General features: G+C 44.2%; 25 protein-coding genes, 1 other RNA gene and 1 CRISPR repeat array (1 of these 27 only partly in view). Of the genes, 19 read left to right on the top strand and 7 right to left on the bottom strand.

Going from position 1 to position 21,463, the window contains the following annotated elements; all coding sequences use genetic code 11:
- Positions 1-2 precede the first annotated feature (2 nt).
- Entirely contained in the window at positions 3-767 is a 765-nt protein-coding gene (locus PH_RS00305) for a DUF2666 family protein (protein WP_010884180.1), read from the bottom strand.
- A 116-nt stretch (positions 768-883) separates the two neighbouring features.
- Here PH_RS00305 and PH_RS00300 point away from each other — a divergent pair, with 116 nt between their 5' ends.
- The 3 genes from PH_RS00300 (at position 884) to PH_RS00290 (ending at position 2,066) form a co-directional block, all read left to right on the top strand.
- Entirely contained in the window at positions 884-1,285 is a 402-nt protein-coding gene (locus PH_RS00300; RefSeq protein ID WP_048053021.1) for an ArsR/SmtB family transcription factor, read from the top strand.
- Positions 1,260-1,538, top strand: coding sequence for a nucleotide pyrophosphohydrolase (locus PH_RS00295; protein WP_048053020.1), 279 nt, complete (start codon positions 1,260-1,262; stop codon positions 1,536-1,538). Before PH_RS00300 ends, PH_RS00295 begins: the two co-directional genes overlap by 26 nt.
- An 81-nt stretch (positions 1,539-1,619) precedes the next feature.
- A complete protein-coding gene (locus tag PH_RS00290; protein WP_048053019.1) occupies positions 1,620-2,066 on the top strand; it encodes an Lrp/AsnC family transcriptional regulator in 447 nt (148 codons plus the stop codon).
- Here PH_RS00290 and PH_RS00285 read toward each other — a convergent pair.
- From PH_RS00285 to PH_RS00270, 4 genes are read right to left on the bottom strand one after another with little or no spacing between them, the layout of a single operon-like run.
- Positions 2,063-2,662, bottom strand: a complete 600-nt coding sequence (locus PH_RS00285) for a 30S ribosomal protein S3ae (protein WP_010884176.1) — start codon at positions 2,660-2,662, stop codon at positions 2,063-2,065. The two genes, PH_RS00290 and PH_RS00285, sit on opposite strands and share 4 nt — an antisense overlap.
- Entirely contained in the window at positions 2,659-2,910 is a 252-nt protein-coding gene (locus PH_RS00280) for a KEOPS complex subunit Pcc1 (RefSeq protein ID WP_010884175.1), read from the bottom strand. Before PH_RS00280 ends, PH_RS00285 begins: the two co-directional genes overlap by 4 nt.
- Positions 2,894-4,321 (bottom strand): DHHA1 domain-containing protein, encoded by a 1,428-nt coding sequence (locus PH_RS00275; protein WP_048053018.1) that lies wholly within the window; start codon positions 4,319-4,321, stop codon positions 2,894-2,896. Before PH_RS00275 ends, PH_RS00280 begins: the two co-directional genes overlap by 17 nt.
- Positions 4,322-4,351: 30 nt before the next feature.
- Complete coding sequence (locus tag PH_RS00270; protein ID WP_010884173.1) at positions 4,352-4,828, bottom strand: 30S ribosomal protein S15; 477 nt, start codon at positions 4,826-4,828, stop codon at positions 4,352-4,354.
- Between the two features lie 134 nt (positions 4,829-4,962).
- Here PH_RS00270 and PH_RS00265 point away from each other — a divergent pair, with 134 nt between their 5' ends.
- The 7 genes from PH_RS00265 (at position 4,963) to PH_RS00240 (ending at position 10,743) form a co-directional block, all read left to right on the top strand.
- A complete protein-coding gene (locus PH_RS00265) occupies positions 4,963-5,469 on the top strand; it encodes an HIT family protein (RefSeq protein WP_010884172.1) in 507 nt (168 codons plus the stop codon).
- Entirely contained in the window at positions 5,447-6,139 is a 693-nt protein-coding gene (locus PH_RS00260) for a ThiF family adenylyltransferase (protein WP_010884171.1), read from the top strand. Before PH_RS00265 ends, PH_RS00260 begins: the two co-directional genes overlap by 23 nt.
- A gap of 205 nt (positions 6,140-6,344) precedes the next feature.
- Positions 6,345-6,659, top strand: an RNA gene (gene ffs, locus PH_RS09515) — signal recognition particle sRNA.
- 28 nt (positions 6,660-6,687) lie between these two features.
- Positions 6,688-7,665 (top strand): pyridoxal-phosphate dependent enzyme, encoded by a 978-nt coding sequence (locus tag PH_RS00255; protein WP_010884169.1) that lies wholly within the window; start codon positions 6,688-6,690, stop codon positions 7,663-7,665.
- A gap of 85 nt (positions 7,666-7,750) precedes the next feature.
- Positions 7,751-8,956, top strand: a complete 1,206-nt coding sequence (locus tag PH_RS00250) for a C/D box methylation guide ribonucleoprotein complex aNOP56 subunit (RefSeq protein WP_048053017.1) — start codon at positions 7,751-7,753, stop codon at positions 8,954-8,956.
- Between the two features lie 5 nt (positions 8,957-8,961).
- Positions 8,962-9,645, top strand: a complete 684-nt coding sequence (locus PH_RS00245; RefSeq protein ID WP_010884167.1) for a fibrillarin-like rRNA/tRNA 2'-O-methyltransferase — start codon at positions 8,962-8,964, stop codon at positions 9,643-9,645.
- A 36-nt stretch (positions 9,646-9,681) separates the two neighbouring features.
- Complete coding sequence (locus PH_RS00240; protein WP_010884166.1) at positions 9,682-10,743, top strand: glycosyltransferase; 1,062 nt, start codon at positions 9,682-9,684, stop codon at positions 10,741-10,743.
- Here the strand turns inward: PH_RS00240 and PH_RS00235 are convergent.
- Positions 10,727-12,403 (bottom strand): DUF4910 domain-containing protein, encoded by a 1,677-nt coding sequence (locus PH_RS00235; RefSeq protein ID WP_048053538.1) that lies wholly within the window; start codon positions 12,401-12,403, stop codon positions 10,727-10,729. The two genes, PH_RS00240 and PH_RS00235, sit on opposite strands and share 17 nt — an antisense overlap.
- 61 nt (positions 12,404-12,464) lie before the next feature.
- Between PH_RS00235 and PH_RS00230 the strand changes: the two genes are divergently transcribed.
- The 9 genes from PH_RS00230 to PH_RS00190 all read left to right on the top strand — a co-directional run bounded on the left by PH_RS00230 (position 12,465) and on the right by PH_RS00190 (position 19,972).
- Complete coding sequence (locus PH_RS00230) at positions 12,465-12,833, top strand: cupin domain-containing protein (protein ID WP_010884164.1); 369 nt, start codon at positions 12,465-12,467, stop codon at positions 12,831-12,833.
- A 90-nt stretch (positions 12,834-12,923) separates the two neighbouring features.
- Complete coding sequence (locus PH_RS00225; protein WP_010884163.1) at positions 12,924-13,265, top strand: transcriptional regulator; 342 nt, start codon at positions 12,924-12,926, stop codon at positions 13,263-13,265.
- A gap of 3 nt (positions 13,266-13,268) precedes the next feature.
- On the top strand, positions 13,269-13,736 hold the full coding sequence (locus PH_RS00220; protein WP_010884162.1) for an Lrp/AsnC family transcriptional regulator: 468 nt from the start codon (positions 13,269-13,271) through the stop codon (positions 13,734-13,736).
- A gap of 8 nt (positions 13,737-13,744) precedes the next feature.
- The gene (locus PH_RS00215) at positions 13,745-16,312 is read left to right on the top strand and encodes a DEAD/DEAH box helicase (protein ID WP_010884161.1); all 2,568 of its coding nucleotides are present in this window, start codon (positions 13,745-13,747) and stop codon (positions 16,310-16,312) included.
- Positions 16,279-16,881 carry an exosome complex RNA-binding protein Csl4 gene (locus tag PH_RS00210; protein ID WP_010884160.1) on the top strand — a complete coding sequence of 201 codons (603 nt, stop codon included), beginning with the start codon at positions 16,279-16,281 and terminating at the stop codon, positions 16,879-16,881. Before PH_RS00215 ends, PH_RS00210 begins: the two co-directional genes overlap by 34 nt.
- Positions 16,878-17,507 carry a DUF2067 family protein gene (locus PH_RS00205; RefSeq protein WP_010884159.1) on the top strand — a complete coding sequence of 210 codons (630 nt, stop codon included), beginning with the start codon at positions 16,878-16,880 and terminating at the stop codon, positions 17,505-17,507. Before PH_RS00210 ends, PH_RS00205 begins: the two co-directional genes overlap by 4 nt.
- Positions 17,497-17,784, top strand: coding sequence for a DNA-directed RNA polymerase subunit L (locus PH_RS00200; RefSeq protein WP_010884158.1), 288 nt, complete (start codon positions 17,497-17,499; stop codon positions 17,782-17,784). The genes PH_RS00205 and PH_RS00200 overlap by 11 nt, the downstream gene beginning before the upstream one ends.
- Entirely contained in the window at positions 17,760-18,698 is a 939-nt protein-coding gene (locus PH_RS00195) for a DNA cytosine methyltransferase (RefSeq protein WP_010884157.1), read from the top strand. Before PH_RS00200 ends, PH_RS00195 begins: the two co-directional genes overlap by 25 nt.
- A 35-nt stretch (positions 18,699-18,733) precedes the next feature.
- Positions 18,734-19,972: a 2,3-bisphosphoglycerate-independent phosphoglycerate mutase gene (locus PH_RS00190; protein ID WP_010884156.1), complete on the top strand. Its 1,239-nt coding sequence runs from the start codon at positions 18,734-18,736 to the stop codon at positions 19,970-19,972.
- Between the two features lie 24 nt (positions 19,973-19,996).
- Here the strand turns inward: PH_RS00190 and PH_RS00185 are convergent, their stop codons facing one another.
- Complete coding sequence (locus tag PH_RS00185; protein WP_010884155.1) at positions 19,997-20,443, bottom strand: hypothetical protein; 447 nt, start codon at positions 20,441-20,443, stop codon at positions 19,997-19,999.
- A gap of 696 nt (positions 20,444-21,139) precedes the next feature.
- A CRISPR array of direct repeats spans positions 21,140-21,463; the repeat unit is 29 nt; unit sequence GTTTCCGTAGAACTAAATAGTGTGGAAAG (it continues 950 nt past the right edge of the window).

The raw sequence follows: 21,463 nt of genomic DNA, 5'->3' as shown, positions 1-21,463 counted from the left end.
CCTCATCCCGTTTTTTCAAGGTATTTCTCTAAGTTCTTGGATGGTATATCTATGCTCAATCCAAGCTTGGATATCATCTCGCTAATGGCGTATCTTACCTCAAGTTCGTTGGTGGGTTTAAAGCTCCTGAATTTTTCCATTAATCTTTTTATTTCCTCCTCTTTTTTAACTTTCTTGAAGTCCCTAAAATGCTCTCTAATTCTCCCTATATCTATGCCTGCGAACTCGGGAATCTTGTTTACAGCAGTCTCATTTATGCTTGCTAGAAGTCTAGCTATGTCAAGCTTTGGAGTCTTCTCATCGATTATTAATCTTTTTACGACGATCCATCTTCCATATTTGGCCGTAAAATTAATATGATCCTCCTTATATCTGGGGGTTATCTTTAGCTCGCTTATCTTTCCAACGGGAAAGTCAATGGGTAGGTCATCTTTAAGGGTGTTCCACACTAGGATTACCTTTGCAACATCCAAGAGCAACTTCTTAAGTTTCCTGTCATCTTCAAGGATGTAGCTATTTATTTTTCTCGATGTTCCTGGAGATTTTAACTTCTTTAACTTTTCTTCTAATGCCCCATTGATAGTTAGCTCCTTTAGCATTCTGTCTACGTCTATTCTCTCCTGTAAATATTTAGGAATCTCATGTCTTACGGTATTTGAAACCCTTGCTAAGAATATTGCAATTTGATCTTCTCTTAATTCCTTTGGGGCTTCGCCAACCTCTAATCCTCCGAGCTTTAGCGTGAACTCGACGATATCTCCTGTCATCGTGATCCCCCATAATCTTTAGCATCTACTTTGAAAATAATTTTGGTTTGTAAGTGCATTTCAGATGAAACAAATTTTTTATACTTTAAGTTCAAAACCTTAAGATGGTGGAGCCTATGAAGCTCAGGGAGTTAGTTGAAAGTCTTAGTGAAAAACAAAGAAGGACAGTTATGAATTGCCTTGAGAGATGTGGAATATATGATCTCGAAGAGGAAGTTAACCCATATCCGAAAGAGGAAGTTAAGAGATTTTTAAAAGTTGTATCAAATCCAATTAGATATGGAATAGTCAAGATGTTGATAGATAAGTGGATGTGTGTATGTCTAATAGCTAAAGCCTTAGACGTTGATCAGACGCTGGTTAGCCATCATATAAGGATACTTAAAGAGATAGATCTTTTGGAGGAGAAGAGGGAAGGAAAACTTAGATTTTACAGGGTTAACAAGGAGAAGCTTATGGAGTACATGAGAGAAATGATGGAGGAACTAGGGTATGAAGGAGTTGCAAAGGAGGGTTGATGAATTAATAAGGAAAATGGGTGGATATTGGACCCCCTCTCAGATGCTGACTGCTTTGGTGGAGGAAGTTGGAGAACTTGCCGATGTTATTTTATCTTTTGAGGGGGTCAAGGGAGTAAAGGATCATGATAAGCTAAAGGAGGAACTTGGAGATGTACTTTTTGCGTTGATCTGCATAGCTAATTATTTCGAAGTTGATATGGAGGATGCTTTAATGGAAACTATTAAAAAATATTCGGCGAGAGATTTATAGTATTGTACTAACTTTTGAATTTTGGAAAACATACGAAACGTTTTTATATATCTTCACATTTCTTAGGAGAGGGTGGATTGCATGAGAAAGCTAGATAGGGTGGATATGCAGCTTGTTAAAATCCTTTCCGAGAATTCGAGACTTACTTATAGAGAACTTGCTGATATCTTAAACACGACTAGGCAAAGGATTGCTAGGAGAATCGATAAGTTGAAAAAACTTGGAATTATTAGAAAATTTACAATAATTCCAGATATCGATAAATTGGGTTACATGTATGCGATTGTCCTAATTAAATCGAAGGTTCCCTCCGATGCTGATAAAGTCATCTCTGAGATTTCAGATATCGAGTACGTTAAGAGTGTTGAAAAGGGTGTTGGAAGGTATAACATAATAGTAAGGCTTCTCTTACCAAAAGACATTAAAGATGCTGAAAACTTGATAAGTGAATTTCTTCAAAGGATTAAAAATGCAGAAAACGTGGAGGTTATATTGATTAGCGAGGTTAGAAAATTTGAAATAATCTAAGCGGCCTCGGGCTCTCCAAGAACTTTTATTTTCCTTATTTCTGCTTTCTTTAATGGATAGATCTTCTTACCCTCTTTTGCTATCTCTGCAGCGATCTTACCGTTAACGGCCTCTAAAACGAAGTCCTTGAAGTTAAGTTCCTCGGCCTTCTTGTAAATTATTTCCTGCATTATCTTTCTTATAGCCCTTTCTTGGCTTGTCTGGATTCTCCTCATTGCAATGGCCATGGCCATGACTCTAAGCCTGTATCCATCCTTGGTTGTGATGTTAAAGATTCCATCAATCCTTGTTGTCCTCCTCCTGACGAGTGACCTTATGTAGCTCCTCGCAAGCTTCATTCCCTTAAACTTTGTGTAAGCATTCTGCCCCTTGACGTCGTAAACCTGGAAGTACAGCTTCACGTGTCCCTTCGTGAAGTCTCCCGTTATATCCTTTAGCGTGACCTCAACGACCCTATTCATGACTTTCTCCGGGTCATCAGCTGGTGTTAATCCTACCTCAACACCCCCAAAGAAGTCGGGAGCATAGATGATGTACCATTGCTTAAGCTTCCATTTATCTTTAGCAGCGGTTACCCTCTTTTTCGCGGCCATCATAACACCTCCTCGGCTACTTTGATCGCAAATATTAAATCATCGAGAGCGACTATTAGGGTTTCAATCTCCCCTTCATATTTAACTTTTGTTACCACTTTCGCACCATCGGGAAACGTGATTAAATTTAAACTTTTCTTAAGGCTTTCGGGAATTGAAACATTATCAACGTTTACCGCTTTTGCGATAGCTTCGGCTACCTCTTCACTTTCATACTCCCATACCAACTCAGCTTCAACCTTGATCTTCATTCTTTTTCACCTGTTCTCCAAGCAGCTTGTCTATAAGCTTTCTGAATTCGGCGAATCTAGCTTTGGGTACCCTAATTCCTGCAGCTATAGCGTGCCCTCCACCTTCTCCTCCGATTATCTCAGCAGCTTTCCTTAAGGCCTCTCCTAAGTGATAACCCCTTTCCAGGGCTTTCTCTGTTGTCCTGGCGGATCCCTTGATCAGGTTAGGATCTTCGTCCGTGTCAGCAAAGACTATTACGGGCTTCTCAGGGTTTGCAAGTCCCGCATTTATGGCCATGCTTGCAGCTATCCCTACGAGGGTATCCCTAATGTTCTTGCCCACGTACAAGATGTAGACATTTTCTCCCTCCCAAACCTCCTTTTCCCAGTTTTGGAGTAGCCACTTTCTCGCCTCTATTTGTTCCTTCTTGTACTCCTCCACCATCTTCATGGCTTTTCTAAAAGCCTCTTCATCCCCTAAGCATACCGCTACTCCAAGGTTTCCAAGGTTAAGTCTGCCGGTTGCGTTTAGGAGTGTTGCGAACTCCCTTGCTTCATGCCTTGGATCTCCCTGGGGATAGAGGGGGCTTATGACAACGTCTCCAATAAGTTTATCTATTTCTTCTTTTCCGGCCCCGTGCTTGATCATATGGATAACCAAGTAATCGTGAAGCTTTTTCCTGTCCTCATCGCTGAGCTCCCAATATTTCTTGTCTGGATCAAAACCTTTGTTTCTAAGCCATTCAATGGCCTTTCTTTCATCCCCAGTTATCTCTGGGATCTCGGGATTCGTTGCGTAAGCCAGCATTTGGTACAATGGTCTAGTTTCCCTTCCAAATAATCTAAGTTCTTTCCTTACCTCAAGTATCCCCAGGGATTTACCATCTTCTATTATGTCGAGGTTCATCCCATGGAATACTCCATCGTTCTCCTGCATATCGCCGACAGCTCCCACTATTGCTATGTAGGCTAGATCTTTGTTCATTTCATTAAGTTCCCTGGCGAAGAAGTATGAAACTCCGGAACCGCTGAGGTCTCTAACACTATTCGCACCGAACTGGACGGGATTTGCAAGAATGTGCTTTTCGTGGGTTTCAACGGGTTCCGGGGGGTGGTGATCAAGGATCACAACGCTCTTATCCTTGAGATGCTCTCCTATTAGACTAAGGGATCCGCTTCCCAGGTCGGAGAATATTATAATCTTGTACTCTTCATCCTTAAGCTGTCTAACGAGCTCTTCACTTACCTGCTTAACTATGCTTATGTGGAACTTAGCACCTTCCCTCGCTAAGGCCTTTGCCAGTATGGCCGCTGACGTTATTCCATCTGCATCCCTATGGGAGATTATCCTTATGGTGTGCCCTAACTCGATGTGAAATTTTACTAAATCAACTGCTTCTCTTATCTTCTCCAAAAACCCCTCCTTATCCATCAAGAACACCGAAGGAAAATTAATAAAGGATCAGCGCACGAGTAGCTTTGCTTGCTCTGGATCGTAGCGCCAGTCCCTTGGAAGCTTCCCCTTCCTCTTGTAATATTTGACAAGTCTCCTTATCTTGCTCTCTATAAGTTGAAGGCCCCTCATTGAATGGAGATCCTTTGGATGCTGCTCTAGGTGCTTCCTTAGGTTCACGGCCCTCCTAATGAGGAACATCAAGTCCTCTGGTATTTCGGGAGCGAGTCCATGCTTTTCCAGGATCCTAGTTATTGTAAGCTTTCTGTTTGGGTTGTCTGGATCCCTAAACAACTTTACCGTTGGAATCCCATATTGATCCCTAAGTATCGTTCCTATCATTGCGGTGCTGTATCCCTCCTTTCTTAGCTTAACAACGAGGTTTTCTATATCCTCTACAGTGTAATCGAGCCAAATTGGAGGAGCGGTCCTTGGTGGCCTCTTTGATCCGCTCTTACCCCTCTTCCTAGCATGCATCCTCGCCATTTACACCACCTCCCCTGGTGACGGCCAGCGAATGCCGGCCGTCCCTTTCGCCGCATGATTGATAGTTTCATTTAAAAGGTTTGTGTACAATAAACATTTTAAAAATCCCCTCTCCCTCTAAGTTTGGTGATCCTATGAAGGTCCTATGGGCACCGTGGCGAATTGAATACATAAGATCGCCAAAACATGAAGGCTGCATATTCTGTGACTTTCCAAAGGAAAATAGGGATAAGGAGAGGTTAATCCTGTACAGGGGAAAACATGCCTTTATAATCATGAACAACTATCCCTACAATCCAGGACACGTAATGGTGGCCCCCTATAGGCACGTGGCGAGCATTGAGGATTTGACCGATGAGGAGATGCTGGAAATAATGAAGCTTGCAGCTTTAATAATGAAAGCCATAAGGAAAGTTATGAAGCCGGATGGCTTTAATCTTGGGTTTAATATAGGAAAAGTTGCGGGTGCAGGAGTTGATGGTCACGTTCACCTTCACATAGTACCTAGGTGGAATGGAGACACAAACTTCATGCCGGTTATAGCCGACACGAAGGTGATTCCCGAATCTTTGGAGCAGGCTTATGAAGAACTTAAGAAGGCCTTAGAGGAGATAGAGAATGCTGAGCGAGAGGGAACTTGAGAGATACGATAGGCAGATAATGTTATTCGGCGTTGAAGGCCAGGAGAAACTGAAGAGGGCCAAGGTGGCCGTTGCCGGAGTCGGTGGGCTTGGTAGTCCTGTGGCTTACTATCTTGTAGCAGCTGGCGTTGGGAGGGTACTCTTAATTGATGATCAAATCCCTGAGTTGAGCAACTTGAATAGGCAAATACTTCACTGGGAGGAGGATGTAGGAAAGAATCCAAAGCCATTATCGGCTAAATGGAAGCTTGAGCGATTTAACTCAGATGTGAGGGTAGAAACCTATGTGGGTAAACTAACCGAGGAGAACGTGAATGAGGTTTTAGATGGTGTTGACGTAATCGTTGACTGTCTCGATAACTTCGAGACAAGGTACCTCTTAGATGACTATGCCCATAAAGTAGGGATCCCATTAGTTCACGGTGCCGTCGAGGGGATGTATGGCCAAGTGACAACTATAGTCCCAGGAAAAACTAAAAGGTTGAGGGATATATTCCCAAAGATCAAAAAGACAGGTAAATTTCCAATTTTGGGGGCAACTGCTGGGGTTATAGCTTCTATACAGGTTGCGGAAGTTGTTAAGCTTATAACAGGTTATGGAGAACCACTCCTCAACAAACTGCTTCTAGTGGATTTAGCGAATAATATATTTGAAATTGTGGAGATATGAAGGCTCGGCCACTCTGGGGCCAATCATTGCCTAAGCTCAGCATTGGATTCATTCCTCATTGCCTTTTGATTTGAGGTAGAAAAGCTGATTTTAGCACAGTACATACAACTTGATTTTACATTTTAAATATTTTCAACTAAAATTTGTCAATATAGATATCATCGCCCAAACCTTTATATATTACATTTAGTTAGTACATAATTGGCGGCGGGCTAGGCCGGGGGGTTCGGCGTCCCCTGTAACCGGAAACCGCCGATATGCCGGGGCCGAAGCCCGAGGGGCGGTTCCCGAAGCCGCCTCTGGAAGCCAGGGCCGAACGATGAGTCCTCGTCCCGCGGGGTGCCCGGTGGGGGAGGCACGGCTGAAGGGCCGTGCTAACCCCCTTTGGGCCCCAAACCCCGCAAGGCCCGGAAGGGAGCAGCGGTAGGGGCCACGGAGCACGCTCGCGGGGGTGCGGGGATGAGGTAGGCCCTGGTGAAAGGAGGCGGTGGAGGGTTCCCACCCTCGGGCGTGCCCGCCGCCGCTAAAGCTAGAATTAGGTGGTGAATATGCATCCGAAGATCTTTGCTCTTCTTGCTAAATTTCCAAGGGTTGAGTTAATCCCCTGGGAGACACCCATACAGTACCTTCCTAACATAAGTAGAGAAATAGGAGCCGACGTATATATCAAAAGGGATGATCTAACTGGTCTCGGAATTGGGGGGAATAAAATAAGGAAGCTCGAATATCTCCTGGGTGACGCTCTCTCTAAAGGAGCAGACGTCGTAATAACTGTGGGAGCAGTGCATTCCAATCATGCATTCGTTACTGGACTAGCCGCCAAGAAACTTGGGCTTGATGCAATCCTAGTTTTAAGGGGGAAGGAAGAGCTGAAAGGAAACTACCTTCTAGATAAGATCATGGGCATCGAAACAAGGGTGTATGATGCAAAGGACTCCTTTGAGCTCATGAAGTATGCTGAGGAGATCGCGGAGGAATTGAAAAGAGAGGGTAGGAAGCCCTATGTTATTCCACCGGGAGGAGCATCCCCAATAGGGACGCTTGGTTACGTTAGGGCCGTTGGAGAGATTGCAACGCAGAGCGAAGTTAAATTCGATAGCATAGTTGTAGCAGCTGGAAGTGGAGGTACGCTTGCAGGATTATCCCTGGGCTTGTCGATCCTTAATGAAGATATTAGACCCGTAGGAATCGCAGTTGGTAGATTCGGTGAAGTAATGACTAGTAAGCTGGACAACTTAATTAAAGAAGCTGCGGAGTTACTTGGAGTAAAGGTTGAGGTAAGGCCGGAGTTATACGACTACAGCTTTGGAGAGTACGGTAAGATAACCGGTGAAGTTGCTCAAATTATAAGGAAAGTTGGAACGAGGGAAGGAATAATACTGGATCCCGTATATACGGGGAAGGCATTCTATGGGCTCGTTGATCTAGCTAGGAAAGGGGAGTTGGGGGAGAAGATTCTCTTTATCCATACTGGAGGGATATCGGGAACGTTCCACTATGGTGACAAACTTTTGTCACTACTTTAGTTATTCCCTTTTCTTCCGATACTCTTTTTAATTAAGAGCTCAACTCTTTTATACTTAGAGCTGAATGCAGTGGTAGGTGATGATGATGAGGGCATTTATTGCTGAAAATGTCAGGGGTATCTATGCCTTTGATGAGGATGGGAAGCTGGTAGGGAAGAGGTACTTCACAGATAAGCCAGAGAAGATCTTGGACGGGCTTCTCAAGGGGGAGCTAGTTAAGGATCTGGAGGAGTTTCTTAACGAGCTTAGGGAGAAGGGATACGATGAGTTCATATTTGAGCATCCAGAGCTGAGTAGAAAGGCTAAGGAGCTCGGCTTTAACGCCACCACGGAGTTTCCAAACCTAGCGGGAGAGAGGCTCAGAAGTAACCCAGAGGAGTTCTTGGGTGAGAATTGGTTTGATGATTATTACAACGTGGGCGTTGCCTTGACCAGGATGAGGATTCAAGAGCAGAGCGGTGCGAGGGATAAGATGGTAATCCAAGCCATAGAAGCATTGGATGATGTTGATAAAGTCATAAACCTTCTCGTTTCAAGGTTGAGGGAGTGGTATTCCCTTCATTTCCCTGAACTAGATGAGATCCTCCCCAGGCATCCACAGTACGTGGCTTTTGTAAAGGCGATAGGACACAGGGATAACGTTGATGAAGAGAAGCTTAGAGAACTCGGCTTAAGCGATGAAAAGATAAAAAAGATTATTGAGGCTAAAGAGAAGACAATGGGAGCATGGATGGATGAAACCGATATAGCAATCGTCCAACACTTCGCGGAGGAGATAGATAGACTTTACAAACTGAGGAAAGAACTCGAGGATTACATAGACAAGGCCATGGATGACGTCGCTCCAAACCTAAAGGCCCTAGTTGGGGCCAAGCTCGGTGCAAGGCTCATAAGCCTAGCTGGCGGTTTGAAAGAATTAGCCATGCTACCATCCTCAACGATTCAGGTCTTAGGTGCGGAGAAGGCCCTATTTAGACACTTGAGAACTGGTGCAAAGCCGCCAAAGCACGGAGTAATCTACCAGTATCCTGCAATAAATCGCTCTCCATGGTGGCAGAGGGGTAAGATAGCTAGAGCTCTAGCTGGAAAATTGGCGATAGCTGCTAGAGTTGATTACTTCTCTGGTGAATACATTGCAGAAGAGCTAAAGAAGGAGTTGGAAGCTAGAATAAAAGAGATTAAGGAGAAGTATCCAAGACCACCCAAGAGAAGGAAGGAGGAGAGAAAAGGTAGAAAGCCCTGGAAGGAGAAAAAGAAGAAGAAAAAGAAGAAGAAAGGTGGAAGGAGGTGAGCTGAATGGTTGAGGTAAAAAAGCATAAGTTTCCTGGTGTTTACACAGTTATTGACGATGATGGAAGCGAGAGGATAGCAACTAAAAACCTAGTCCCAGGACAGAGGGTTTACGGGGAGAGGGTTATAAAGTGGGAAGGAGAGGAGTACAGGATTTGGAACCCTAACCGTTCAAAGCTTGGTGCAGCGATAATGAATGGGCTCAAAAACTTCCCGATAAAACCAGGAAAGAGCGTTCTTTACTTGGGAATTGCTAGCGGTACCACGGCTTCTCACGTTAGTGACATAGTTGGATGGGAGGGGAAGATATTTGGAATTGAATTTTCTCCAAGGGTTCTTAGGGAGCTCGTCCCTATAGTTGAGGAGAGGAGGAACATAGTCCCAATCCTTGGGGATGCAACTAAGCCGGAAGAATACAGGGCTTTGGTACCTAAGGTTGACGTTATATTTGAGGATGTAGCCCAGCCAACGCAGGCTAAGATACTCATTGACAATGCTGAAGTATACCTAAAGAGGGGTGGTTACGGGATGATAGCCGTTAAGAGCAGGAGCATTGACGTTACAAAGGAGCCAGAGCAGGTGTTCAGGGAGGTTGAGAGGGAGCTGAGCGAATACTTTGAGGTTATAGAGAGGCTTAACTTGGAACCCTACGAGAAGGATCACGCACTCTTTGTGGTTAGAAAAACTTGAAATACCCCTTTTCTATTTTATATTGGTGGTAAAATAATGAAAGTCTCAATAATAGTACCAACTTACAACGAAAGGGATAATCTTGAAGAACTCTTCTCTAGGATAAGTTCGGCATTAAAGGGATATGATTACGAAATAATAATTGTAGATGATGATTCACCGGATAAAACCTGGGAGAAAGCGATGGAACTCTCGAAGCTCTATCCCGTTAAAGTTATAAGAAGGGTGAACGAAAAGGGACTTTCCTCGGCCGTGATAAGGGGCTTTTCGGAGGCTAGTGGTGATGTATTCGTCGTTATGGATGCCGACCTTCAGCATCCCCCCGAGGTCATTCCTAGCCTTCTCAGGGAGATAGAGAAGGGAAATGATATTGCAATTGCGAGTAGATACGTTAAGGGCGGGAAAGTTGAGAATTGGCCTTTCTATAGGAGATTAATCTCGAGGGGTGCTATAATTATTGGGAGGTTGGCCTTACCTAAGATAGCCGGAATAAAAGATCCCGTGAGTGGCTTCTTCGCCTTGAAGAGGAGTGTAGTTGAGGGGGTTAAGCTTAACCCCATAGGATTTAAGATACTTATGGAAATCCTGATAAAGGGAAAATATTCTAGAGTAACTGAAGTCCCGTTCACTTTCTCAACTAGGAAATTTGGTGAGAGTAAGCTGAAGGGTAAGACTATGGTAAACTATCTAAGGCATGTTTACAGGCTGATGAAATGGGAGGGAGAGGTAGATCGCATTTTAAAGTTCTCTATAGTCGGATTGTCGGGAGTTGGTGTAAATGAAGGATTTCTCTGGCTCTTTGTCAATTTCTTCCATATTTCAAAAGAGCTTGGCGTGATCCCTTCAACTGAGCTTTCCATATTAAACAACTTCCTTTGGAATGATTTGTGGACTTTTAAAGATATAAAGAAGGGAAGCGTGATCGAAAGATTAGCTAAGTTTCACGTAGCCGCTTTCGTGGGAGCGGTTGCTCAGTTTCTGGTTTACTGGATCCTTCTTTTTCTGGGCATTCACTATCTTTTGGCAAATCTCTTCGGCATTGGGGCTTCGTTTGTGGTTAGGTACATCTTCAATAGGCATATTACATGGGCTCAATGATCTTTGCCTCCTCCAGAAGTTCTACTCCCCTCATTATTTTCTCTTCCTTGACTTCACCGTATTCATCCTTTAAGGCTTTCATGGCTTTTTCATTATCCAGTAGTTCGCTGAGCATTAGGTACTCATGAAGGTGAACGTTTATCATCCTATCCTCTTCTACGATCTCCTTTAACCTCCTGGCTATGCTTTCGTTCTTGTATTCTAGACCCTTTATGCTTATTATTCCCTTCTCCTTCCATTTCACCCATCCATTGCTTTCGAGTTCATGCCCAACGTTCAATCCCAGGAACCCTGAATCCCTGCTGAGGCCGTTCATGACTAAGGATTCTGCGACCTCGATCTTCCTCTGCATGCTTAATTCTCCAAGGTACTTCATGGCAAAACCCCTTGCAACCCTCTCCACTTCCTCTTTTTCGGCCTTCGCAATGAACAATCCCGTTGCAACAACAGCTCTACCGATTATGCTAAGGGTTCTTAGACTAAGCTTCTCCGGTGTATCCGCTGATGTATGGTAGTACCTGTCGGGCCATGTAATCGGCATGACCCCAGGAATGCTATAGAAGTTGAATATATCATGATCACTTCCCATCTCGTACGGATACTCCTTGAATTTAACGCTTGGGAGCGGGGATCCTGAGAAACTCTTTCCTTCGGCGTTAACCTCTTTAAGGAACAACTCCAGGACTCCTGGAACTAACGAGAACCTGGAGAGTGGAGTTCTAACGAGCATTATTGTGGAATTAGACCTATCTTCGCTTCCCCCCACCATGTCCAGGTTTATGTTCGCATATATTTCATTGAGATTCACCTTGGGAATAAAAGCCTGGGTTCCATGATATTCTGGGATCCAGAGGAAGGCGAAGCCTATTCTTCCTTCATTTCCTTTTAGTATCCTAGCCAGCTCTATTAGCATAGCTGAACCTGAGGCGTTATCGTTTGCTCCCGGTTTTGGATGGCATATGTGGGCCGAGAAGAGGAGGTAGGGTGGTTCTCCTATTTTAGCGTATAATAGTGGTAACGTTTCCCTGTCTTTAATCTCGGTTTTTACGGATACCTCTACTTCCACTCCTCCCTTCTTGCTCTTCTCTATTAATTCATTAGCCACGCTCTCAGGAACAGTTAACGCTGGTATTTTTGCCCACTCAAGATCCTTCTTCGTTAAAAATAACCCTATGTATGGAAAAGCATCTCCCGTACCTTTCCTGTACGCTATAAAAGCCTTTGCCCCGTGTTCGTTGGCCTTCCTATACGCCTCCCTCCAATCTTCCCCTACGAGGACTATCTTCCCATCTGCTTTTTCCCAGTCTTCTTCCCTAAAGATGGGGATTACTTCACCCTTCGCTTCTCCTGAGGGGGAATGGGCCATAACCAGGAGGGGAGAATTTGACGTTGTTAACTCCTTTTCTTTGAACTTCAAGCTTCCCTCTACAATCTCCCACCCTATCGGAGATGGTAGGGTTAGATGGTATGACTTCCCATCATAGATGTCGTTTAGAAACTTGTAATCAATTCCAAGTTCTTCAAGCCTGCTTGCCACGTATTCAGTAGCCTTTACAATATCCCTTGATCCTTGGATCCTGTGGAATTTAGAGATCTCTACTACATCCCTAAAAACGTTCTCGGGATTGAACTTATCTGCGGCCTTGAGGAACTCCTTCATGGTAAGCACCTCGAGAAGCATTTAAATACTTCCCCGCTTAAAAATCCCTTGGTGATATAAAATGTACATCGGACATGTTAAGGATACCCCCGAGAAGGATGTTCCAAACGCTAAGGGGACTACGATAAGATGGCTGATAAGTCCAAAGGTTGGAGCAAAGAACTTTGCAATGAGGTACTTCGTTATAAAGAAGGGTGGAGAGATTCCAATTCACCAGCACGATTGGGAGCATGAGATATTTGTGGTGAAGGGTGAGGGGTACCTAACAAAGGATGGAAAGAATTGGTTCAAGGTAGTCCCTGGAAGTTACATTTATATTCCTCCAAATGAGCCTCACGGCTACAAGAATGAGGATTCGGAAACTTTTGAATTTGTCTGCCTGATACCAGCAAAGAGGGAAGCAATACCTGATGACGAGTGGCAAGAGTAATTTTTTTAAAACTTTAAATATTTTGAAAACCTTTTTTAGTCTTTTACCCTAATTTGTGTATGTAACTAAAGTTTCGTAGGTGGGAAAATAATGAAACAAGAGGAAAAGTTGAGGAAGCTTGAGTCTTTATTAAGGACTATGGGTCTTAAAAAGAACGAAATAATGATATACAACCTCTTAGTTGAGAAGAAGAGGGGAATGAGAATTAGGGAGATACAGAGAGAGCTGGGGATAAGTGAGAGGAGCGTGAGGGCTCATGTCCTTAGCCTGTACAGGAAGGGGCTGTTAAAGAGGGAACTCGTTCAAAAGGGATGGTTGGGTTATATCTACACGGCCGTTTCACCGCTTGAGATACTCCAAAGGATTAGAGAACACATAATGAAGAGCATCGAGGAGCTGGAAAAGGAATTCAAAAATCAGAGTGGGTCATGAAGCATGGCCGGGATAGATGAAATTGACGAAGTAATAGTTCGGGAACTCAGGAAGAATAGTAGGATAACCCTGACTGAGTTGGGGAGGAAAGTCGGCTTAACTGCATCCGCGGTAAAGAACAGGATCGAAAAGCTTGAGAAGCTTGGCGTCATTAAAGGTTATTCCGCTGTTGTAGATCCTTCCTTCTTTGGCGAGTTCCTCACCGCTGTTATAGAAATCGAGCTTATTGATCCTGATTCTCCAGATCTTCCCAGGATTTTAACCCCTATTTTGAAGATGAGGAACATTAGTGATGTTTATAAGAAAACTGGTGAGTTCCATCTAGTTATAAGGGGGACATTTAGGGATGTTGAATCCCTAAACACCTTTTTAAAGGATCTAAAGAGGAACTATCTAAGGAACCTCGCAAGGAGAACAAGGATCTCAATAGTGCTCGAGAATTTTAAAGAGGCCGGAGTAACCTTGAAGTAGGTGGTGAGATGCTATTCGTAATAAGGGAAGGGAGGAAAAAGGGAGAGCTTGAAGCATTTTTAATCGAAAATCCTCCCGAGAAGCTCTCACAAATTAGGAATGTTAAAGCCGATAGGATCTTTAGATTAATAATGAGGGATGGAAGGTTATTTAAAGTTCTGGAGGGGAGTCAATATAGGAATCCTAAAGAAATTGAGAAGCTCTTAAGGAGCTCAAGGATAATTTTGGCCGACGCTGATGAGTGGGAAGACTACTTCAGGAAAAAGCTAATGAATAAGAACGTTGAGAAGGCATCCCTCTGTAGGCTCTGTCTCCTTGAGGGGAGAATAACTGTTCTAACTGAGGGAAATAGGATAAAGTACAGGAACGAGTACATATGCGAGAGGTGTGCTGAAGAAGAACTAAAAAACGAACTTAGGGTAAGGTTTAACTCTCTGGGAATGCTGGAGCAAGCAAAAAGACTTTTAGCTAAGTTTAGAGATCTTGACAAGGTTCTCTATGCATTCGATCCAAGGTTCGATCCAACTGAGCATCCTGAGGTTACAAAGTGGGATGAGCTCAAGGCCAAGCACGTTAGAGTTGAGAGGATGAAGGTTGATGAAGTGGATATCCCTGAGAGCTTCAAAAATGTCCTAAAGTTGGAAGGGATTACTGAGTTACTCCCAGTTCAGGTTTTAGCTATAAAGAATGGCCTTTTAAAGGGGGAAAATCTTTTGGTGGTCTCAGCAACCGCGAGCGGTAAGACCCTCATAGGGGAGCTTGCCGGAATTCCAAAGGCCTTAGAAGGGAAGAAAATGCTGTTCCTTGTTCCTCTGGTGGCCCTGGCCAATCAAAAGTATGAAGACTTTAAAAGGAGGTATTCGAAGCTTGGCCTCAAGGTTGCAATAAGGGTTGGTATGAGTAGGATAAAAACAAGGGAGGAACCTGTAGTAGTTGATACCGGGATAGATGCCGACATAATAGTGGGAACGTACGAGGGGGTAGACTACCTACTGAGGTCTGGAAAGAAAATAGGAAACGTGGGAACGGTGGTTATAGATGAGATTCACATGATAGATGACGAGGAGAGGGGGCCAAGGTTAGATGGTTTAATCGCAAGGCTAAGAAAGCTCTATCCTAAAGCCCAATTTATTGGGCTCTCCGCAACCGTTGGTAATCCTCAAGAGTTAGCTAGATCCCTGGGAATGAAGCTTGTCCTTTATGATGAGAGACCCGTGGATTTGGAGAGGCACCTTATAATAGCGAGGAACGAGAGCGAGAAGTGGAGGATAATAGCTAAGCTTTGCAAAGCTGAAGTTATGAGGAAAAGCTCAAAGGGGTTTAAGGGTCAGACGATAGTCTTTACGTACTCAAGGAAGAGGTGCCATGAATTGGCCTCCTTCCTAACTGGAAAGGGATTAAAGGCCAAGCCCTACCACTCGGGTTTACCCTATAAGCAGAGAAAGATAACTGAGATGGAGTTTCAAGCTCAAATGATAGATGTCGTCGTAACCACAGCAGCCCTTGGAGCTGGTGTAGACTTCCCGGCGAGCCAAGTGATATTCGAAAGCCTAGCCATGGGGAATAAGTGGCTTAGCGTTAGGGAATTCCATCAAATGCTTGGGAGGGCCGGGAGACCGCTTTATCACGAAAAGGGGAAGGTCTATTTAATAGTTGAGCCTGGAAAAAAGTATTCGGCTCAGATGGATGAAACTGAGGATGAAGTTGCCCTAAAGCTACTTACATCTCCTATAGAGCCCGTAATCGTTGAATGGAGCGATGAAATAGAGGAAGATAATGTGCTCGCCCATGCATGCGTGTTTAACAGGCTTAGCGTTATAGAGGAGGTTAACTCTCTAACCCTCGGCGCTAACAGGAGTGCTAAAAAAGTCCTAGAGAAGCTTGAAGAGCTTGGAATGGTAAGCATCAGGGGAGACATCGTCAGGGTAACCCCTTACGGAAGGGCCGTTAGCATGAGCTTTTTGCTCCCAAGCGAGGGCGAGTTCATAAGGGAGAACCTTGAAAGCATGGATCCCCTTGGAATGGCTATTCACTTGCTCCCCTTTGAGAACGCTTACCTTCCTGGGTTCCTTCAGAGGGAGATAGAATCTGCCGTGAGGGGAAGGATAAGCTCCAACATATTTTCGAGTTCCTTCGCTTCAGTGCTTGAGGAGTTAGATAAGATAATACCTGAGATAAGTCCCAACGCCGCTGATAGACTATTCCTAATCTACCAGGACTTCTTTAACTGCCTCGAGCAGGATTGTACTGAATTTGCGATGGAAATGTTGAGTAGGAAGATAGCTGAGTTGAGAAGGGATGGGTATGAGCCCTCAAAGATCTCAGAGTACTTTAGAAAGGTTTATGGTTTAATACTTTATCCTGGGGATGTATTCACATGGCTCGATGGACTTATAAGGAAGCTTGAGGCTATTCAAAGGATAGCTGGAGTGTTCAAAAAGAAAGAGGTCGAAAATGAAGCTCTTCTCGTTAAGAAGGAATTAGAAGAGGGGAGAAGATTTAAAGTACGGGGTAAAGATAAACTTAAGGGAGGGGAGGAAAGGTGGAAGAAAATAGCGAGAGAAAGAAGACTATAAAAGATGGTGATTTCGTGCTTCCCGGGGATTACCTGGGGGTAATAGAGGAATACCTTCCTGGGGATGGTGTTATAGCTGAGGATGGAAACTTATACTCTACCAGGGCCGGATGGGTTAGGATAAATAAGGATAAAATTGAGATTAGCCTGGAGCCGGCATCCAAAGTACCTCCAGTACCTAAGAAGGGGGATATAGTTTATGCAAGAGTCCTTGAGGTTAAGCAACAGGCCGTTCTTCTGAAAATGATAAAGATTGAGGGGCAGGAAGGTAATAGGGAGATAGCAACGTCAAAACTTGCTGGAATTCACATCTCCCAGGTTAAGGATGGGTTCGTTGAGGACTTGAGGAACGAGTTTAAGGTAGGAGACATAGTTAGGGCCAGGGTTATAGCTGACGAAAAAAGTCCAATACAGCTTACAACAAAGGATCCAGACCTAGGAGTTGTTTATGCTCTCTGTTCTAAGTGCAGGACTCCCCTAGTGAGGAAGGGTAACCAGCTAGTCTGTCCCAAGTGTGGAAACGTAGAGACTAGGAAAATCTCAAACCTGTATAGGAAGGTGAAGATATGAGGGCGAAGAAGGTTATAGTGCTACACGTTAAGGATGACGTTGAAAAAGAGGAGTTCATGAAAGAGATCCAGAGGATGAACCTTTCGGCCTTCGTCTATATCCATGGAAAGCTGAACTCCCTTAAGGTGAACATTCAGGGGACTAAAGATGAGATAAGGGAAGCCATAAGGGCGATTAGGGAAGCTCACAAGAGGGTTAGGGGTAGACTTTACCCCGATAGACAGGGATTGTACACTTACTACCCCGAGGATATCTTCAAGGAAGCCAGCGCTAACGTATCGGTTCCCATACTCATAAAAGCCTTGGAACTCATGGGGGAGAGGGTGGAGGTCAAGGAGGATTACATAAGGACATCTATGCCTTGGAAGGAGATGGTGGAGCTCGTAAGAAGGCTTAGCGAGGTAACAGCTGAGATAGCTCTACAAACCACGAGGCAGATAAGGGAGGTCGTAGTTCCAGTCTCGGTGGTTTACGATCTCGATCCAGAGGATCTCCTGAACATACTGGTTGACCTTGGGGTTGCTGAATACAAGGAGGATAAGTTTAAATATGAACTTATAAAGAACAAGGAGCAGGCCCTCGAGACATTGTTAAACCACTTGAAGGGTGAGGGAGATGAAGATTGAGGTTATAAAAAAGGAAGAAGACATGCTTGAATTTTACCTGGAAGGTGAGGATCATACGTTCGCTAACCTCCTCACGGAAGTTCTTAGGGAAGATCCGCACGTTAAGTTCGTTGCTTACACGATAGAGCACCCAATAACGATGGCAAGGAAGCCAAGGTTCAGGGTTGTGACTGATGGAAAGGTAACGCCCGAGAAGGCCTTAGAAGAAGCTGCAAGGAAGATCTTTAACAGAGCTAAGGAGGTCCTGGACGCTTGGGAAAAGGTAGTGAAGAGCTGAATCCCTCCGTTATAGATCTTTTTGCAGGAGCTGGGGGATTTTCTCTTGGATTTAAACTTTCTGGATTCAGGATAGTTTCTGCAATTGAAAGCTTTAGGCCAAAGGCCGAGACATACTCCATAAATTTTCCTGAGGCAAAAGTCGTTGTAAGGGATATAAAGGCTGTTAATCCCAGGGAAATTGCCGAGAAAGTTGATGTGATAATAGGAGGCCCTCCCTGCGAGCCCTTCACCGCTATAAACTCCAGGAGGAGGGAACATCCTAGGGATAGGTTGTACAAGGATCCTATAGGGAGGCTCGTTCTCGAGTTTATAAGGTTCGTCAGGGAGCTGAAGCCTAAGGTATTCGTCATGGAGAACGTTCCCCAGATAATGGAGGTTGAAAGATACATAAGGAGAGAGTTCGAGAGGGCTGGATATGACGTTTACTTCAACGTTTTTAACGCTCTAGACTACGGTGTTCCACAGGTTAGGAGGAGGGTCTTTATCTCGAACATTGAGCTTAAGCCCAGGAAGATCAGATCTAGAAAGAGGGTTTGGGATGCTCTAAGGGATATCCCTCCAGGTGCTCCAAACAATGAAATTTGGAACCCTCCCTCAAGGATAGCTAGGAAAATTCCATACCTAAGGTGGGGGGAAGCGGGCCAGAGGTTTGGGAGATTCCAGAACTGGATAAGGTTGCACCCTTACAAGCCCGCTCCAACGGTTAGGGGGAATAGCAGGTTCATTCATCCCTTCGAAGATAGGCCACTCACCGTTAGGGAACAAGCAAGGCTCATGGGATTTCCAGACTACTTCGTTTTCCTGGGTGGGAGGAACGTTCAGTTCGATAGCGTTGGGGAAGCCGTTCCTCCCCCATTAGCAAAGGCTATAGCGGATTTCATACTTTCAACTATAGACGAGCAAAACCTTTAACTTACCGTCGCTCATTCACGAAGTTTGGTGATAGTATGGTGCTAAAGAGGAAAGGCCTTTTAATAATTTTGGATGGACTCGGAGATAGGCCAATAAAGGAGTTAAACGGTTTAACTCCGCTGGAATATGCGAACACTCCAAACATGGATAAGCTCGCAGAGATTGGTATCTTAGGGCAACAAGATCCCATAAAGCCGGGCCAACCCGCAGGTAGCGATACTGCTCACCTGAGCATCTTCGGTTATGATCCTTACGAAACTTACAGGGGGAGGGGATTCTTTGAGGCCCTTGGAGTCGGTCTTGACCTGAGCAAGGATGACCTAGCCTTTAGAGTTAACTTCGCAACCCTCGAGAATGGAATAATAACGGATAGGAGGGCTGGAAGGATAAGCACTGAGGAAGCCCACGAGCTGGCTAGAGCTATACAGGAGGAAGTTGACATTGGCGTTGATTTCATATTTAAAGGGGCCACAGGTCACAGGGCCGTTCTCGTCCTAAAGGGAATGTCCAGGGGGTATAAGGTTGGGGATAACGATCCGCATGAAGCAGGGAAGCCTCCCCTCAAGTTCAGCTATGAGGATGAGGACAGTAAGAAGGTGGCCGAGATATTGGAGGAGTTCGTCAAAAAGGCCCAGGAGGTATTGGAGAAGCACCCCATAAACGAGAGGAGGAGGAAAGAAGGTAAGCCAATTGCCAACTACCTCCTTATCCGCGGTGCTGGCACTTATCCGAACATACCGATGAAGTTCACGGAGCAGTGGAAGGTCAAAGCTGCAGGAGTTATAGCCGTTGCATTGGTTAAAGGAGTAGCCAGGGCCGTGGGCTTCGACGTTTACACACCAGAGGGGGCTACTGGAGAGTACAATACCAATGAGATGGCGAAGGCTAAGAAAGCCGTCGAGCTTCTCAAGGATTACGACTTCGTTTTCCTCCACTTCAAGCCAACCGATGCAGCGGGTCACGACAACAAGCCCAAACTTAAGGCCGAGCTAATAGAGAGGGCCGACAGAATGATAGGTTACATCCTGGATCATGTGGATCTTGAAGAGGTAGTAATAGCGATAACAGGGGATCACTCCACGCCGTGCGAAGTCATGAACCATAGCGGCGATCCCGTCCCGCTGTTAATAGCGGGTGGAGGGGTTAGAACTGATGACACTAAAAGGTTCGGGGAAAGGGAAGCAATGAAGGGAGGGTTAGGAAGGATAAGGGGCCATGACATAGTTCCGATAATGATGGATCTTATGAACAGGAGCGAAAAATTTGGAGCTTGAGCTTCCTTTTTATTTACTTTAAAATCAGGAGCTAATTACCTCATCGACAAGCTCGCATAGTGTTCTTGGCGATGCATACTTGGGGATCTCTACGTTCTCGCCCTTAATGGCCTTTAGATACTCTACAATTGCCTGCTTATAGTATATAAATGCTGCCCTGAGCATTATGAATTTTCCAAAGCCGCTCATTACCTTGGCACGTTCAAGCTTTTCATCTCCCATTTTCTTGTACTCCCTAGCTAACTCAAGGTGCTTAGTTGCATTCTCGGAGAGGGTCATGTTGGATACTAGTTCCTCAAGCTTCTCTATCCTCGGTAGCATCCCGCTCTCAATGCTATACTCGTAGTACATTCCTATTGTCGAGTAAGCGTTGTATATGTTCCTGGTGCTGGTCGATGTTAAGGCGGTAGCTGGTTTAACCATTCCTATTAAGAGGGGTATCAGTAATAGGGCTAATATCTTTCCCTTCATATTTTACCACCAAATCTAAGGTTTAGGAGTAAAAATATATGTGTTACTCTCTGCATAAGTGAGATATCACTGGTTAAAGGGAAGTTAATGGGTATTATTCCAATTCCGGGATTCTCTTTAGATTTTTGTAGATGTTACTAAGTTTCATATTACCTACCTAATTATTTTAATTCTTTTTCATTTGTTTTTGTTTTCGTGTTACGGGTTTTTGTTTTCTCTTTTTGTTTTCTCTTGTTTTTGGTTTAATACTCTGCTCGGGTCTGAATTTCGCAACAGGGTGTTTTTACTCCCTTGTTTTTAGTTTAATCCTCTCATTGGGATTTTTGTTTTTTGTTTACCACTATAGTGGTAATTTCTTGTCAATTGTGTTCATTTGGAATTCGATTCTTCTCAAGGCTTTATTTTGACTTTGAAGGATTTTGACACCTTAATTGGATAGTCTAGGAGTCTTGTTGGGGGTTTGTTTTTAAAGGCTTTTAGTGTTAGCGTGTTAAATTAACTTAATTTAATTTCGATCTCTCCTTTCCAGTTGGGTTACTTGGATTTTTGGTTGATAGTTTGTTTGGGCTTTCTCGTGACTTCTAGATTTTTGTGTCAGGTTTATAAATGAAGTCCAGTATTACCGGTCTTCACAGTGAGTAAATTATATAAACCTTGAGAGGCTTTTATTAAACGAATAAAGCAAAAAACCCAAAAGTTTCCGTAGAACTAAATAGTGTGGAAAGACCTGCCTGCGTGATTTCTTTACTCAAGAAGTTCGTAAGTTTCCGTAGAACTAAATAGTGTGGAAAGGTCATAGGTTCAACCTCATAACCCAGTGATTTAAGCTGTTTCCGTAGAACTAAATAGTGTGGAAAGAAAGTGTTCTTGAGTTAGTAGCACTTAGGTATTCCCTAGGTTTCCGTAGAACTAAATAGTGTGGAAAGGATAATCTGGCATGAGAACTTCATATCAACATCGTTCGTTTCCGTAGAACTAAATAGTGTGGAAAGAAGCTGACATGTACAGTATGTTCTTCCA

The sequence above is a fragment of the Pyrococcus horikoshii OT3 genome, from assembly GCF_000011105.1.
Classification (GTDB): domain Archaea; phylum Methanobacteriota_B; class Thermococci; order Thermococcales; family Thermococcaceae; genus Pyrococcus; species Pyrococcus horikoshii.
This window is presented reverse-complemented; position numbering and strand designations above follow the sequence as displayed.

What these genes read in the sequence shown, in the direction of transcription:
- PH_RS00250 (WP_048053017.1), top strand. Translation starts at nt 7,751, where the DNA reads ATGAGGGCATTTATTGCTGAAAATGTCAGGGGTATCTATGCCTTTGAT.
- PH_RS00190 (WP_010884156.1), top strand. Translation starts at nt 18,734, where the DNA reads ATGGTGCTAAAGAGGAAAGGCCTTTTAATAATTTTGGATGGACTCGGA.
- PH_RS00300 (WP_048053021.1), top strand. Translation starts at nt 884, where the DNA reads ATGAAGCTCAGGGAGTTAGTTGAAAGTCTTAGTGAAAAACAAAGAAGG.
- PH_RS00185 (WP_010884155.1), bottom strand. Translation starts at nt 20,443, where the DNA reads ATGAAGGGAAAGATATTAGCCCTATTACTGATACCCCTCTTAATAGGA.
- PH_RS00215 (WP_010884161.1), top strand. Translation starts at nt 13,745, where the DNA reads ATGCTATTCGTAATAAGGGAAGGGAGGAAAAAGGGAGAGCTTGAAGCA.
- PH_RS00285 (WP_010884176.1), bottom strand. Translation starts at nt 2,662, where the DNA reads ATGATGGCCGCGAAAAAGAGGGTAACCGCTGCTAAAGATAAATGGAAG.
- PH_RS00260 (WP_010884171.1), top strand. Translation starts at nt 5,447, where the DNA reads ATGCTGAGCGAGAGGGAACTTGAGAGATACGATAGGCAGATAATGTTA.
- PH_RS00225 (WP_010884163.1), top strand. Translation starts at nt 12,924, where the DNA reads ATGAAACAAGAGGAAAAGTTGAGGAAGCTTGAGTCTTTATTAAGGACT.
- PH_RS00280 (WP_010884175.1), bottom strand. Translation starts at nt 2,910, where the DNA reads ATGAAGATCAAGGTTGAAGCTGAGTTGGTATGGGAGTATGAAAGTGAA.
- PH_RS00270 (WP_010884173.1), bottom strand. Translation starts at nt 4,828, where the DNA reads ATGGCGAGGATGCATGCTAGGAAGAGGGGTAAGAGCGGATCAAAGAGG.
- PH_RS00295 (WP_048053020.1), top strand. Translation starts at nt 1,260, where the DNA reads ATGAAGGAGTTGCAAAGGAGGGTTGATGAATTAATAAGGAAAATGGGT.
- PH_RS00265 (WP_010884172.1), top strand. Translation starts at nt 4,963, where the DNA reads ATGAAGGTCCTATGGGCACCGTGGCGAATTGAATACATAAGATCGCCA.
- PH_RS00240 (WP_010884166.1), top strand. Translation starts at nt 9,682, where the DNA reads ATGAAAGTCTCAATAATAGTACCAACTTACAACGAAAGGGATAATCTT.
- PH_RS00255 (WP_010884169.1), top strand. Translation starts at nt 6,688, where the DNA reads ATGCATCCGAAGATCTTTGCTCTTCTTGCTAAATTTCCAAGGGTTGAG.
- PH_RS00290 (WP_048053019.1), top strand. Translation starts at nt 1,620, where the DNA reads ATGAGAAAGCTAGATAGGGTGGATATGCAGCTTGTTAAAATCCTTTCC.
- PH_RS00245 (WP_010884167.1), top strand. Translation starts at nt 8,962, where the DNA reads ATGGTTGAGGTAAAAAAGCATAAGTTTCCTGGTGTTTACACAGTTATT.
- PH_RS00200 (WP_010884158.1), top strand. Translation starts at nt 17,497, where the DNA reads ATGAAGATTGAGGTTATAAAAAAGGAAGAAGACATGCTTGAATTTTAC.
- PH_RS00230 (WP_010884164.1), top strand. Translation starts at nt 12,465, where the DNA reads ATGTACATCGGACATGTTAAGGATACCCCCGAGAAGGATGTTCCAAAC.
- PH_RS00220 (WP_010884162.1), top strand. Translation starts at nt 13,269, where the DNA reads ATGGCCGGGATAGATGAAATTGACGAAGTAATAGTTCGGGAACTCAGG.
- PH_RS00205 (WP_010884159.1), top strand. Translation starts at nt 16,878, where the DNA reads ATGAGGGCGAAGAAGGTTATAGTGCTACACGTTAAGGATGACGTTGAA.
- PH_RS00305 (WP_010884180.1), bottom strand. Translation starts at nt 767, where the DNA reads ATGACAGGAGATATCGTCGAGTTCACGCTAAAGCTCGGAGGATTAGAG.
- PH_RS00275 (WP_048053018.1), bottom strand. Translation starts at nt 4,321, where the DNA reads ATGGATAAGGAGGGGTTTTTGGAGAAGATAAGAGAAGCAGTTGATTTA.
- PH_RS00235 (WP_048053538.1), bottom strand. Translation starts at nt 12,403, where the DNA reads ATGAAGGAGTTCCTCAAGGCCGCAGATAAGTTCAATCCCGAGAACGTT.